Annotated in this window: 12 protein-coding genes; 6 read left to right on the forward strand and 6 right to left on the reverse strand. The window is 40.2% G+C overall.

What is annotated here, in order from left to right; translation table 11 throughout:
* Positions 1-4: 4 nt before the first annotated feature.
* The 5 genes from JET18_RS13245 to JET18_RS13265 all read right to left on the reverse strand — a co-directional run bounded on the left by JET18_RS13245 (position 5) and on the right by JET18_RS13265 (position 6,931).
* The gene (locus JET18_RS13245; protein WP_202091774.1) at positions 5-970 is read right to left on the reverse strand and encodes a T9SS-dependent choice-of-anchor J family protein; all 966 of its coding nucleotides are present in this window, start codon (positions 968-970) and stop codon (positions 5-7) included.
* Between the two features lie 86 nt (positions 971-1,056).
* A complete protein-coding gene (locus JET18_RS13250; RefSeq protein WP_202091776.1) occupies positions 1,057-2,598 on the reverse strand; it encodes a protein adenylyltransferase SelO in 1,542 nt (513 codons plus the stop codon).
* A gap of 75 nt (positions 2,599-2,673) precedes the next feature.
* Positions 2,674-5,049, reverse strand: a complete 2,376-nt coding sequence (locus JET18_RS13255; protein ID WP_202091778.1) for a penicillin-binding protein 1A — start codon at positions 5,047-5,049, stop codon at positions 2,674-2,676.
* A gap of 6 nt (positions 5,050-5,055) precedes the next feature.
* Complete coding sequence (locus JET18_RS13260) at positions 5,056-5,520, reverse strand: gliding motility lipoprotein GldH (RefSeq protein ID WP_202091780.1); 465 nt, start codon at positions 5,518-5,520, stop codon at positions 5,056-5,058.
* Positions 5,513-6,931 carry a PSP1 domain-containing protein gene (locus JET18_RS13265; protein WP_202091782.1) on the reverse strand — a complete coding sequence of 473 codons (1,419 nt, stop codon included), beginning with the start codon at positions 6,929-6,931 and terminating at the stop codon, positions 5,513-5,515. Before JET18_RS13265 ends, JET18_RS13260 begins: the two co-directional genes overlap by 8 nt.
* A gap of 279 nt (positions 6,932-7,210) precedes the next feature.
* Here JET18_RS13265 and JET18_RS13270 point away from each other — a divergent pair, with 279 nt between their 5' ends.
* The 5 genes from JET18_RS13270 to JET18_RS13290 all read left to right on the forward strand — a co-directional run bounded on the left by JET18_RS13270 (position 7,211) and on the right by JET18_RS13290 (position 13,162).
* Positions 7,211-8,449, forward strand: coding sequence for an OmpP1/FadL family transporter (locus tag JET18_RS13270; protein WP_202091784.1), 1,239 nt, complete (start codon positions 7,211-7,213; stop codon positions 8,447-8,449).
* Positions 8,450-8,459: 10 nt separating this feature from the next.
* The gene (locus tag JET18_RS13275; RefSeq protein WP_202091786.1) at positions 8,460-10,010 is read left to right on the forward strand and encodes an SGNH/GDSL hydrolase family protein; all 1,551 of its coding nucleotides are present in this window, start codon (positions 8,460-8,462) and stop codon (positions 10,008-10,010) included.
* Between the two features lie 85 nt (positions 10,011-10,095).
* Positions 10,096-11,034, forward strand: coding sequence for a ribose-phosphate pyrophosphokinase (locus tag JET18_RS13280; RefSeq protein WP_202091788.1), 939 nt, complete (start codon positions 10,096-10,098; stop codon positions 11,032-11,034).
* Between the two features lie 55 nt (positions 11,035-11,089).
* Positions 11,090-11,731: a 50S ribosomal protein L25/general stress protein Ctc gene (locus tag JET18_RS13285; RefSeq protein ID WP_202091790.1), complete on the forward strand. Its 642-nt coding sequence runs from the start codon at positions 11,090-11,092 to the stop codon at positions 11,729-11,731.
* Between the two features lie 210 nt (positions 11,732-11,941).
* Complete coding sequence (locus JET18_RS13290) at positions 11,942-13,162, forward strand: cysteine desulfurase (RefSeq protein ID WP_202091792.1); 1,221 nt, start codon at positions 11,942-11,944, stop codon at positions 13,160-13,162.
* A 54-nt stretch (positions 13,163-13,216) separates the two neighbouring features.
* Here the strand turns inward: JET18_RS13290 and JET18_RS13295 are convergent, their stop codons facing one another.
* Entirely contained in the window at positions 13,217-13,342 is a 126-nt protein-coding gene (locus tag JET18_RS13295) for a GNAT family acetyltransferase (RefSeq protein WP_202091794.1), read from the reverse strand.
* 199 nt (positions 13,343-13,541) lie between these two features.
* Between JET18_RS13295 and JET18_RS13300 the strand changes: the two genes are divergently transcribed.
* On the forward strand, positions 13,542-14,360 hold the full coding sequence (locus JET18_RS13300) for a T9SS-dependent choice-of-anchor J family protein (RefSeq protein ID WP_202091796.1): 819 nt from the start codon (positions 13,542-13,544) through the stop codon (positions 14,358-14,360).
* Positions 14,361-14,505: the final 145 nt, after the last annotated feature.

Raw genomic sequence — 14,505 nt, forward strand, 5'->3', positions numbered from 1 at the left:
GCGGTTATTGCTTGACTATTTTCTCAACAGCAGAGGTGTTGTCGTTAAATTCTGCCTTGATGATATAAGTTCCTTTTGGTAAAGCGGAAATATCTGCTTTTTCAGACTCTGTTTTTGCAACCGTTTTTCCGGACATATCCATAACAGAAATTACTTTTACTTTTTTATCTGTTTTGATATTGATTTCTCCTTTAGTTGGATTCGGATAGAAGTTTGTTGTTTTTGCTTTTGAGGAAACTTCATTTGTAGCCAGTACACCGGTAGCTGTGATTTTTACATCGTCAAGCATAAACATGTACTGGTCTGAAGACATGTACTGGAATCCTACTCTTATAGTCTGTCCTGCATAAGCATCTAAATTGATAGTGACTTGTTGCCATGCAGCAAAAGGGGCTGTTAATGTTGTCGGTGATGAAACAATAGTGAAATTAGCAGCCGCAGTTGGGTTGCCACTTCCTGTATAAACTCCTACTTTATAGCTTTCAGTAAAGCTTGGTGACAAAGCTTTTACCCAGAAAGTCAAAATGTTTGCACTTGTACCCAAAGTAACAGCAGGGGTGATTAGCCAATCATTGTTAGCGGTTGCTCCTCCGGTAGTAGACGGAACACCGGCCCACGATACAGCACATTTTTGGCCGGCATGCGGACTGAAATTTCTAATTTCTTCATCAGCAGCAGTTGAAGTTGCATTGTTAGTTGCATTGCTGGCACTAAGATTGAAAATTTGAAAAGCCATTGCTGCTCCTCTATTTGTCCAGTTTGCAGTCCAGGAAGGGGATGTAGTGCCTCCAATTACGGGACCTCCTCCAGTATAAGTATTTAGGCCGTCTAAGTCTAAAGTACGCCAGTTTCCAAAGCCTGAAATAGCAAAATTGGTATAAGATTCAAAACCTTCATCTAATAATACTGTTTGTGCATGTGTCGTCGCTCCGGTAAGTATTAAGCTTAAAGAAAAGAGAATTTTTTTCATAATAATATTTTTTCTAAAAGTAGTGAAAAATTATTACTACAATATAAAAAATGCATCTAAATTGTTTAAAGTGTGTATTTTATCTATCAGGAACTGCAGGATAATGTAGAACAGCCAGTGGTGTCATCATAAGCTGATGGCCTCTTTGCGGAAAATTCAGGGTACAATTCCTGATATGGATTTTCCAGGGCGCGGGTGAGTTTTTCCAGCATTTCAGTTTTACCCATACTGATCTCCTCAATGCATTCGTATAGAAGATAATTCCTCAGGGTAAACTTTGGATTGGAACGGTTCATAAGCGCTGATGACTCTTCTTTTGAGATGGTATTGAGAGTAAGCCTTGCCTCATGTTTTTTTGCAAAATCACCAAGCTTTTTCAGTCTTTCATCATTTAAACCAACGTAAGATGCATTTTCAAAAAGGGTTTTAAGATCACTGTCAGAATTTAGTTTTTCCAGCTGATTAAAAAACAGCGTATAGTCGAACTGTAATTCCTGCATCAGTCCCTGCCAGTTGGTAAAGAACTCCTCGTCACTTTCCAGAAGCTCTTCAAACCCAAATTTTCGGCAAAGCACCTTGTCATGGGCTTCCCAGAAGTAAGTTCCGTATTGATTTAAGGTGTCTTCCAGAAATTTTTCATCTTTAATCAACGGATGAAGAGCATTCGCAAGCTGCCACAGATTCCACTGTGAGATTTGGCCCTGTTGACCAAATGCATATCTTCTTCCCGGAAGATCTGTCGTATTGGGCGTGAAATTAAGATCATATTCATCCATCATGGAATAAGGGCCGTAATCTATGGTCAGTCCCAAAACAGACATATTATCCGTATTCATTACACCGTGAACAAATCCTACCCGGAACCATTCAGTCATCAGATCGGCTGTTCTGGTGCATATTTTTTCAAAGAAGTCTTTATATTTCTGAATTCCGTCTGTTGTGATTTCCGGATAATAATTTTCAATGGTAAAATCGGCCAGGTCTTCCAGCGTGTTGTATTCTCTTTGAGCTGAAAGCAGTTCAAAATGCCCGAAACGGAGAAAACTTTCTGCTGTTCTGATCACTACAGCGCCTTTTTCCAGCTGAGGATTTCCATTATACATCATGTCTCTCACCACATCTTCGCCTGTAAAAGCTAAACTTAAGGCTCTGGTGGTAGGAACTCCAAGGTGGTACATGGCTTCACTCATCAGGTATTCCCGCACGGAAGATCTCAGTACGGCTCTTCCGTCTGCATGTCTTGAATAGGGCGTTGCACCGGCGCCTTTCCATTGTATTTCTGTCTTTTTACCGTCTTTATTGATGATTTCTCCGGCTATTATTGCCCTTCCGTCTCCAAGCTGGCCTGCCCAGTTTCCAAACTGATGTCCTGCGTAGGCTGTAGCATAGGTTTTTACATTGTCAGGGAGGTTGTTTCCAACGAGAAAATCCAGGTCTTTGTCTTCATATCGTCCAAGGCCTGTTTCCTCAGCCAGAGCTTGGTTAAAAGCAATTAGCTTCGGGCCGTCAAAACCTGCGGGCTTTACGGTGGCAAATAAAACTTTTGGGGTGTTTCTCTGTACCGTGTTGCCGGAAAGGTCCCCTGGAAATATATCGGTGAAAGGCTGTCTGATCTGTTCAATATTCATAGATCAAAGGTATTAATTATAAAAGAAAAGACCTTCCAAATTATTGAAAGGTCTTGTGTATTTCTAAAAGAGAATTTATTTATTGAAATCTACCTCATCGGTGGAGTGGAGATTGTCATTGATATTTTCTTCTTTTTTGTCTGTATTGCTTTTAGGTGTCGGATCTGCCGGTCTTGGGTTTTTGATCTCGTCAATCGTTTGAAGCCCTCCGTCGTCTCCGTAGCCTTCTCCTAAGCCTTTAAGATTGGAGCATCCGTCTTTCCAGTCTGATGGGCGGGTGAATTTATCATCCGGAGTAATTCCCAGAGATTTATCTGCCCAGACTTTCTTCATGAAGATCGCCCAGATCGGTAATGCCATTTTCGCACCCTGACCTTCACCGGTTCCAAAGAAGTGGGTGGCTCTGTCTTCCCAGCCTACCCAGGCTCCTGTTGCCAGTTTAGGCGTGATTCCCATAAACCAACCATCGGAGTTGTTCTGTGTAGTACCTGTTTTAGCAGCAATTTCCACACCTTTTGAAATTCCTCTTCTTCCTAATTCTCCGGAAGCTGTACCGTATTGTGCTACCCCTTTCATCAGTTCGATCATGGTGTAGGCATACATTGGGTTCATTACTTCTTTCGGCTCTACATTTACTTCTTTGATTACTCTTCCGTTGGCATCCTCAATTCTCCAGACCATTTCCGGTTTATTGTAGTTTCCATAGTTGGCAAAAGTACTGTAGGCACCAAGCATTTCGTAAATCGTAATATCTGATGAACCTAAGGCAATCGTATTGTTTCTCGGAATATCTTCTGTAACGCCTAAGTCTCTTGCAGTCTGGATAACAGCGTCTACGCCTGTCATTTCAATAAGACGGGCAGCTACCGGGTTCTGAGAGTGTGCCAAAGCATCTTTTAAGGTCAGCATTCCGCCTCTTCCCGGAACATGCCATCCTTTGTGATCATAAGTTCCGTTAGAAACCGTTGAACATGGCGTCATACCCAGTTTCATAATAGCCGTGGCATATACGAAAGGCTTGAATGTAGATCCTACCTGTCTTTTCCCCTGTTTGATATGGTCATACTGGAAATGCTGCCAGTCTATACCACCTACCCATGCCTTGATCTCGCCACTTCCGGGAACCATAGACATCAAACCTGCCTGCGCAATCTGTTTGTGGTATCTGATAGAGTCCCATGGAGACATTTCAACCTCTTCTTCTCCGGCCCATGTAAAACGTGAAGTTTTGATAGGCTTGTGGAATTCAAGTAAAATAGAGTCTTCAGAAACACCAGCTGCTTTCAGTTGTTTGTAACGTCCGGTTCTCTTCATCGCCTGGGTCATTACACTGGTCACCTGTTTGTCTGTCAGGTAGTAGAAAGGTCTGTTTTTTCTGCCTCTCTGCTCAGCATCGAATCTTTTCTGAAGGTCTGTTAAATGTTCCTTGATAGACTGTTCTGCATACTTCTGCATTTTAGAATCAAGGGTTACATATATTTTTAAACCGTCTTTGTATAGGTTAAGTTTCTTGCCGTTTTCTTTTTCGTAATCCTGAAGATACTTGTCAATTTCTTTTCTTAAATAGAATTTGTAGTAAGCAGAGTAATCGTCATTGATATTTTTGATCGGATGATAATCTACCTCAATAGCAGTACCGATCGCTTTTTCATACGTTCCCTGATCTATATATCCGGTTTCAAGCATCTGCTGCAAAACAACATCTCTTCTTCGCTTGGCACGTTCCGGATTTCTCATCGGGTTATTGGCAATCGGGGCTTCCAGCATGGCTACAAAAACCGCTGCTTCAGGAAGGGTAAGTTCGGCAGTTGTTTTATTGAAATAAATTTTGGAAGCCATTTCAATACCGTTCGCATTATACGTAAAATCGAACTTATTGAAATATAATGTGATAATTTCTTCCTTTGTATACCGCTTTTCAAGGCTTACGGCAACGGACCATTCCTTTAATTTCTGAATAACCCTTTTGATAGGGTTTTTAGAAGGCTCTTTGGTGAACAATAATTTAGCAAGCTGCTGCGTAATTGTTGAACCTCCACCTCGGTCACCACCATAACGTACGGCTCTCAGGATAGACTTTAAATCGATCCCGGAGTGCTCTTTAAAACGCTCATCTTCTTTAGCCTGTAAAGCATAGATAAGATAAGGTGGCAGCTGTTTGTAAGTAATAGGTTGGGTCTTTTCTTTTTCAAACTTTCCAAGTAAAACACCGTCCGATGAAATGATTTCAGAAGCCACATAAATATCAGGATTCTCAAGTTCCTTTACATCCGGCATTTCGCCAAGAAAGCCCTGGGAAACGGCAAAGAAAAGTCCTGAGATACCTAAAACGACTGCAATGAGCCCGATCCAAATAAATCTAACCCATTTTTTCCAGGAGGTATTCTTTTTTTTGGGCGGAAGAGGGAAGGTTTTTCCCTTGTTTCCTGCGTTTTGTCTGTTGTCTTCCATTGATGGTTACGGTTTAGCCGTTTCTAGTTTTACTCCAACGTCTTCAATTCCCGGAAGGTTGTCATTCCTCATCGCCTGGATCAGGCTGATTTCATACTTTCCCTTGCCCGGAAATTTATAGTTCATTCTATACTGAAATAATGCTTCCTTCGTCTCACCAAAACCTGTACCAAGCCATTCGCCGTTTGGTTTTGCCAGTACATAATTCAGGGTGTCTGTTTCCTTCTTTTTGTTCTGCAGATTGGTGAAGTTTACAATAAACCTTATATTGCTGTAAGGATAGCTGTTGTTATTTCTTACAACAAATATAATATTTTTAGGATTCTGCGGATCTGAAACTTCAAGATTAAATTTTTGCTCACTTTTCTTATTCCATTTGTTATTCACGGAATTCATGATGACATTTTCTTCCTGGGAAGACTGGCAGCCGAAGAAAAGGATAAGAGATAATAATCCTAAAATTTTACGCATTTTTATCTTTTTTTGGAGGGTATTTCTTTTTAAAGTTCTTCTTATTCGGGTTCTGCTGTTTTTTCTCAGGATCAGAAGAGGCATCAGCTTTTTCCGTCTGTGCTTTTGGCTGCGGCTTAGGCTGTTGTTTTTGTGGGGGTCTCTGCTGATTTCCGGAGTTGGCATTTGGGTTTTCCTGTCTCTCAGATCTATCAGTCCTTTCCGGACGTTCAGATCTCTCAGGTCTGTTTTTCTTTGGCCCCTGTCCTTGTTGTCCCTGTCCTTGTCCGTTGTTGTTGGGTCTGTTTTGATTTTGGTTTCTGTTCCTGTTGTTGCCTCTGTTCTTCTTTTCGAACCGGTCCACATTGTTTTCCTGGATCAGATCGATGGTTTGAATAGGGGATTCAGGCTGCTTAAGATCTTCCAGCGGAAGAATCTTTTCACCTCTTTTGTTTTTTGAAATTAATTTCTTAACAAGTTCAATATCAAAATCATACCATGCCATGGAACTGTCTACATACGCAAACCACATTTTCTTTTTGAAAACGTCTATTTTGATGCAGAAGGCTCTTCCTTTTTCCGTATCAAGCATTGTTGATGAAGAAGGGAAGTTGCTCAGTGCATCAAGATAACTGTCCAGTTCATAGTTAAGACAGCATTTCAGCTTACCGCATTGTCCTGCAAGTTTTTGCGGGTTGATGCTCAGCTGCTGGTATCGGGCAACATTGGTATTCACAGATCTGAAATCTGTAAGCCATGTAGAACAGCAGAGTTCTCTTCCGCATGATCCTATACCTCCTACTTTTGCGGCTTCCTGTCTGAACCCGATCTGTTTCATATCGATCTTGGTTCTGAAAGCGCCTGCATATTCTTTAATCAACTGTCTGAAATCCACCCGGTTATCAGCAGTGTAATAAAAAGTGATCTTTGAAGAGTCTCCCTGGTATTCCACATCGGTGACCTTCATTTCAAGACCTATTCTATGGGCGATCTTTCTTGCTTCAAGCTTTACGCCGTCTTCTTTTTTCCGGGCTTCCTGCCAGACTTCGAGGTCTTTCTGGTTGGCCTGTCTGTATATTTTGAGTAGAGATTCTTCAGGAAATTTTTTCTTTTTCATCTGAATCTTTACTAATTCTCCGGTGAGGCTTACTACGCCTACATCGTGCCCCGGGCTTGATTCTACTGTTACTACGCTACCTATATGTAAAGGAATATTGTTTACATTTTTATAAAACGATTTTCTGTCATTTTTAAATCTAACTTCCACAAAATCACACCTGTTCGATGAGGGATTGTTGATGTTGGAAAGCCAGTCGAAAACACTTAATTTATAACTATTACCGCAGGTATTTACACTTTCACAGCCATTCGCGGTTTTTTTAGGTCCGCAAGAATGTGCAGAATCGCCGGATGTTTTGCATCCACAACTCATATAACTATTTTTTATAATCCTGCAAATTTATGTAAATTTATCTTTACGCAATTCTAAAATACTTAAATATTCAATATCACTGTTGTTTAACATTAAACGTGAAAAATGTAAAGGATTGTAAAAGCTGATAAGTAACTAGGTAAGATATCTTTAGGCTGAAGTATTTCTAAAGTGTTATTTTAAACATAATTTTCTTTTGGGATATTGTTTAAAATATTAAGAAATATTAACAGGTGTATCTAAAATAATTTTATATTTGGGTTATATAATAAACAGTCTATGAAAAAAATATTAGTATCAACTGCTTTATTGGCGGGTGTTTTATCTTATGCGGGAGGCTTCAGGGTATCTCTGCAGGGAGTGAAACAATTGGCCATGGCACATACTAGTGCTCATGCCGAAGATGCAAGTGTGGCATTCTTTAACCCGGCGGGTATGTCATTCATTCCTTCAAAACTGAGTATAGTGGCAGGAGGATTCGGGGCAAGTAATAAAGTTACTTTCCAAAATCTGAATACTTTGCAGAGTACAGAAACAGATAACCCTATGGGAACTCCGTTATATGCTGCGGTTGCCTATAAACCACTAGAAAACCTTTCCGTTGGTTTCAGTTTTTCTACGCCTTTCGGAAGTACAATCGAGTGGCCAGGTCAGTGGGAAGGAAAAGAAATGGTACAGAAACTGGAGCTTAAGAGCTTTTATTTTCAGCCGATGGTTTCTGTAAAGCTGGCACCATGGATGTCATTCGGGGCAAGCTACATCTACGCAAAAGGGAAAGTAGACTGGGATAAGGCTGTAACCCAGTTCGGCGGAGAATTAAATATCAAAGACGAAAAAGCAAGCGGAAGCGGGTACGGATTCGGATTCTATTTCAGACCTGATCCGAAATTGGATGTAAGTATCGCTTACCGTTCCCCAATAGATATGAAGGCTAAAAAAGGAACGGCTACGTTCAAATTCCCTTCAGCATCTATCTATCCATTATTGGGACTTGATCCGGCTACAGGACAGGATAAATTTACAGCAACTCTTCCTTTGGTAGAAGAATATACTATTGGTTTAACTTATAAAGTAACTCCGAAATGGTTAATTTCAGCTGACTTTAACTACCACGGATGGGAAAGATACAGCAAGCTGACTCTGGATTTTGCAAGTGCACCAGTGGGTAATCAGGCAGATCCTACTATATTGGTATCTCCTAAAAACTTCAGAAATTCCAAAACATTCAGACTGGGAACTCAGTACGCATTCACAGATATGATCTTCGGACGTCTTGGGGCTTACTACGACGAATCTCCGTATACTGACGACAACTTCATTCCGGAAACGCCTTCATTCAATACTTACGTAATCACCGGAGGGGTTGGGTTTAAACTGAAGCAGTTCGGAGTGGATATAGCCGGAGGATATGCACTTCCTCAGGCCAGAGATGTGAAGAATGCCAGCCTTGGTTTCTACGGACAGGCAAAAGCTCAGGCGTTCTACCTTGGTTTAGGTTTATCGTACAACCCTTTTTAATTGAAAGACTATGAAAAAAATTATAATATCTACACTTGCCGTTTCTGCACTTCTTTTTACAACAAGTTGTGAGAATGATTTCGACACTGATGTAAAAGATATCCAGGTGACCAAAGGAGATGCAGACTTTACCAGATATGTGTCTCTTGGAAACTCGCTTACTTCAGGATACAGAGACGGAGCGCTTTATATAGACGGGCAGAATGAGTCTTATCCTTCCATGATTGCACAGCAGATGAAATTAGTGGGCGGAGGTGATTTCAAGCAGCCTTTAATGGCAGATAACAACGGAGGACTGATCCTTAATACGCTTGTTGGTCCTATGCAGATTGCTAATACCAAGCTATTTATCAATGGCTTTATCGATGGGGCGCCGGATCTGAAATATGCCAACAATAATACGGCAACAACTTTAACCAATACAGTATTGGCAGGTCCTTTTAATAACTTAGGAGTTCCGGGAGCTAAGGTTGCTCACCTACTGGCCGACGGCTATGGAAATGTACTGAACGTAGCTGCAAAAACAGCTAACCCGTACTTCGTGAGATTTGCTTCAGAGCCGACTACATCTGTAATTAAAGATTTTAAAAAGCAAAATCCGACATTCTTCTCCTTATGGATTGGAAATAATGATGCTTTGCTATACGCTTTGGCAGGTGCAGACAGCTCAGCTGAAACCTTAACGCCGCCAGCTCAGTTTACATTATACTATAATACCCTGATTAATGAAATTGCAAGTACCAACGCAAAAGGGGTAATCGCGAATATTCCTAGTGTAACTTCTATCCCGGCATTAACGACAATTCCGGTTAATCCTTTAACAGCATCTGTATTAGGAGGTGGAAACGTAACGGCAGGAAACGCAACGATTGATGCATTGAATGCTCAGCTTTACGGTCCGTTGAATCAAATATTAACTGCACTTGGAGCGGGAGACAGAATTAAACCGCTTTCAAAAACGGAAGCCAATCCTCTTTTGATTAAGGATGAAAATCTACCATCATTAGGCGTGCAGATCACTGCTGCGGCTACCGCTTCAGGAAATCCTACGTTAATGGCTCTTGCCGCTTATCTTGGTGCTACTTACGGACAGGCCAGACAGGCAAAAACAGGGGATCTTGTTCCATTAACAACCAAAGCGGAGATCGGAAAACCGGAAACACTTCCTCCTGGAATTCCTGCTGCTCTTGGGGCAAGAGGAGTTGCTTATCCGTTTGCTGACAAATATGTACTTACAGCAACTGAAGCTACAGAAATCAATACAGCAATTAGTGCTTATAACGTAGCGATTCAGGCTGCCGCCACTGCAAAAGGATATGCTTTTGTGGATGCCAATAAGAAAATGGGTGAGCTGGGTGCTCAGTCAGGAATTTCTTTTGACGGGGTAAGATATACCGCTAAATTTGTTACAGGTGGTGCTTTCTCTTTAGATGGAGTTCACCTTACAGGAAGAGGGTATGCCGTTATTGCCAATGAATTTATCAAATCAATCAACGCAACCTATAGATCCAACTTACCACAGGTAGATCCTAACAAATATTCGGGGATAAAATTCCCTTAATCATACAGGAAAATAAAAACTTAGAAACCACAAGAGTAATTCTTGTGGTTTTTTTTTAAATTTGCAAAATCTTTAAAAAGTAAAAATGGCCGATCAGTTAAGTTATCTATTTTGTACAAGAACCAGCAGGGACTTGGCAGAAAAAATTGCCCAATATTATGGGAAAGAGTTAGGAAAAATCAACTTTCAGGAGTTCAGCGACGGGGAATTTGAGCCTGTTCTGGATGAATCTGTAAGAGGAGGAAGAGTTTTCCTGATTGGATCTACCTTCCCGCCAGCAGACAATCTATTAGAGCTTCTATTGATGATTGATGCAGCGAAAAGAGCTTCCGCAAAAAGCATTACCGTTGTAATTCCTTACTTCGGACTTGCAAGACAGGACAGAAAAGACAAACCGAGAGCTCCGATAGGCGCAAAACTGGTTGCTAATCTGTTAACTGCTGCAGGAGCAACAAGAGTAATGACTATGGATCTTCACGCAGACCAGATTCAGGGATTCTTTGAAATTCCGGTAGATCATCTGTATGCTTCTACTATTTTCGTAGACCATATCAAATCTCTGAACTTAGATAACCTTACGATTGCTTCTCCGGATATGGGAGGTGCAAAAAGAGCGAAAAACTATGCAGGACACTTAGGTGCTGAAGTAGTAATTGCTTACAAAGAAAGAAAAAAGGCAAATGTGGTAGAGGAAATGTTCCTTATCGGGGATGTAGTCGGTAAAAATGTAATCCTTATCGATGACATGATTGATACGGCGGGAACCCTTTGCAAAGCGGCAGAAATCCTTATAGAAAAAGGCGCAAAATCTGTAAGAGCAATGGCCACTCACGGAGTCCTTTCAGGAAAGGCTTACGATAATATTGAGAACTCAAAATTATTGGAAGTTATTGTAACTGACTCAATTCCTGTTAAAAATAATTTGTCAACTAAAATAAAAGTGCTATCTTGCGCCCCATTATTTGCGGACGTTATGAAGATGGTTCATGAGCACCAATCAATTAGCAGTAAGTTTGTTATTTAATTGATTTTTAGCGGATTGCAAATTAAAATTGAACAATTTTTTAAATTTTTTATAAATGAAATCTATTACAATTCAAGGTACAAAAAGAGAAAGCGTGGGCAAAAAGTCTACAAAAGCTTTACGTGATGCTGAATTAGTTCCTTGTGTTGTTTATGGAGGTGAAGCACCTTTAAACTTCTCTGCTGAAGAGAAAGCTTTCAAAGGTTTAGTATACACTCCTGAAGCACACACGGTATCTATTGAACTAGACGGAAAAACTATTCCTGCAGTTCTTCAGGATATTCAGTTCCACCCAATTACGGACAAAATTTTACACGTAGACTTCTACCAGTTATCTGACGATAAGCCAGTAATTATGGAAGTTCCTGTAAGAATTACCGGACGTTCTAAAGGTGTTGTGGCTGGTGGTGTTTTACGTCAGTCTTTCAGAAAATTAAAAGTGAAAGCTATTCCTGCTAACTTACCTGATGAGGTAGTTGTAGATGTTACTCCATTGAAAATTGGTAACAAAATCTATGTTGGAGGAATCAAAGCTGAAGGATATTCTTTCGTACACCCTGACAATGCAGTTGTAGTAGCTGTTAAGATGTCTAGAAATGCAATGAAAGGTGGTGCAGCAGCAGAAGATGACGATGAAGAAGAAGTTGTAGCAGAAGAAGGAGCAGCTCCGGCAGCAGAAGAAACTGCAGCAGAATAATATTTGCTTATTCAAACAACAATATAAAACCTGTCAATGTATTGGCAGGTTTTTATTTTTTAGTAAAAAGGGCAAAACAACGAAAAGGCTGAAAGGCAATAAGCAAATCCGCTGTTTTACCCTTTTGCCTTTTCACAATTCTATTCTCAGAAAAAAGACGTAAATTTGAAGTGTTCTAAATAAGAGCGATCTAATTTAAAATTTTAATAAATGTTTGACATTCAGGAAGTAAGAAGTCAGTTTACGATATTAAACCGCGAAGTGAATGGTAAGCCCTTGGTTTACTTAGATAATGCAGCCACATCCCAGAAACCGGATTCTGTTTTGAAGATCTGGAATGAATACTATACCCAGCTTAATGCCAATGTTCACAGAGGAATCCATACATTAAGCCAGCTGGCTACCGAAGAAATGGAGCTTTCCAGAAGGAAAATCCAGAAGTTCATCAATGCTGAGCATGATTTTGAAGTTATATTTACAAAAGGAACTACAGAAGGTCTGAACCTCATCGCCTATATTCTGACGCAGAAGCTGAAAAAGGACGATGAAATCATTATTTCCTATCTGGAGCATCATTCCAATATCGTTCCATGGCAGTTGCTGTGTGAAAGAACCGGAGCAAAGCTTAGAGTAATTCCGATTGATGAAAACGGTATTCTTCAATTGAATTATCTGGATGAATTTTTAAGTGAAAAGACAAAAGTTGTTGCTGTAAATCAGGTTTCCAATGCATTGGGAATTGTGAATCCGATAGATGAGATTATTGCTAAGACAAGACAGCATTCGGATGCTTACATCGTGATTGATGGGGCGCAGTCTGCTCCTCATTTTGAGATCGATGTACAGAAAATGGACTGTGATTTCTTCGTGTTCTCCGGTCATAAAATGTATGCACCGATGGGAGCCGGAATTCTATACGGAAAACAGGCCATTCTGGAAGAGCTTCCGCCGTTTCATGGAGGAGGGGAAATGATCGCAACATGTTCTTTCGACGGAACTACTTATGCGGGACTTCCTTTTAAATATGAAGCCGGAACCCCAAATGTAGGAGGGAATATCGCCCTGGGTGCAGCAGTTGATTTTATTGATGCCATTGGAAGACAGAACATTCAGAATCATGAAAATGCATTGCTGGATTATGCCCAGAGAAAACTTCTGGAACTGGACAATATAAAGATCTACGGCGAAAAAGCAAAGAGAACAGGCGTGGTTTCCTTTAACCTGGAAGGGGTGGGAATATCTTCCGATGTTGGGATGATCCTTGATAAAATGGGCATTGCCGTAAGAACCGGACATCACTGTACGCAGCCTATCATGGACTTCTTCAATATAGCCGGAACGGTAAGAGCCAGTTTTGCGGTTTACAATACCTTTGAAGAAATAGACAGGCTTGTAGAGGGCGTTAAGAAAGCCCAGAAAATGCTTGGATAAAATATAAAAAATAGAAAAAGCAGCTGATCTGATCAGCTGCTTTTTTATTGGTGCTTATTCCCAGGGAATACAGTAACATTTTCCGTCGATGATGACCTGATAATATCCAATGGCACATTCCAGACAGATTTCACCTCCCGCGAAAACTGTTTTCATTTTTTCTTTGTTCAGTTTTTTCATAATAATTGTTTTTAATGTATTGGTAATCAAATGTAAATATAAATTCTTTACGAAAGAAAATTATATTTCAATACAAAATAGTTGCATGTAGAAGGTTTCCCATAGCTGTATTACTTTCATGTTAAAATATTATGTTAAATGTTGATTTCTGATGAATATTAATTATTAATTTTGAAGAAACTAATAAACGATCTTTATCATGAAAACAATACTATTTTTTTCACTCATCGCTTGTGGAATTATTAATGCGCAGGTATTTTCTGAAGACTTTAACGGAGCGGTGATGCCCGCAGGATGGACGGTTAATAATCCGGATACTGCCTTTAACTGGGGCGTTGGGTCCACTAGTGGTTTTGCCTCATTTCCAAGCGGGGCAGCCTTTTTTGATGATGATAATGCCGGGCCCAGCGGGATCAATACCAATGCAAGATTAGTATCTCCGGTGATCAACCTTACTGCCGTTTCAAACCCTAAGCTGTCATTTAAATACGCCAATCAGATTTATATGCTTAATTCTACATTAAAGGTTGAGGTCTTTAACGGAACATCATGGGTGCAGGTATTTACATCTTCGGGAGCATCCGGAAACTGGACTATTGATCTTAGTACACTGAACTATGTACTTGCAGGATATGTTCAGGCAAGCAGTATCAATCTGACTCCTTATGCCAATGCTAATTTTCAGTTAAGGTTCGTCTATGACGATGTTGGAGATTATTCGTTTGGAGTAGCGGTGGATGATGTTGTCATTACATCAGGAGTACTGGCGGTTTCCGAAGTTTCGTCTGCCGAGAAAATGAAGGTCTATCCCAATCCTGTAAAAAATAATCTGTATATCAATTCAGATCAACTGAAATCCGATTCCAATATCACGGTGCTTGATATGTCCGGCAGAGAGGTTAAGAAGTTCGCCGGACTGCGTGATGGATATGATCTTTCAGACCTGCCTAAAGGAAATTATTTAATCGTGGTTGATAATAAAAAAGAAATTATAAGTAAAAAAATAACCAAAGAATAAACTGATAAAGCCTCCACTCCGGAGGCTTTTTTATTATGCAAAGCTCACTATTTAAAATGGTTATAAATAATAGATTCTGCCAATCTTTCAAATAGCAATTTTTGTGAGCGGGAGTTATTGTTCTTGAAGTAATTTTGTCCTGTCT

It is taken from the genome of Chryseobacterium endalhagicum (assembly GCF_016745235.1).
In the GTDB taxonomy this organism is placed as follows: Bacteria; Bacteroidota; Bacteroidia; order Flavobacteriales; family Weeksellaceae; genus Chryseobacterium; species Chryseobacterium endalhagicum.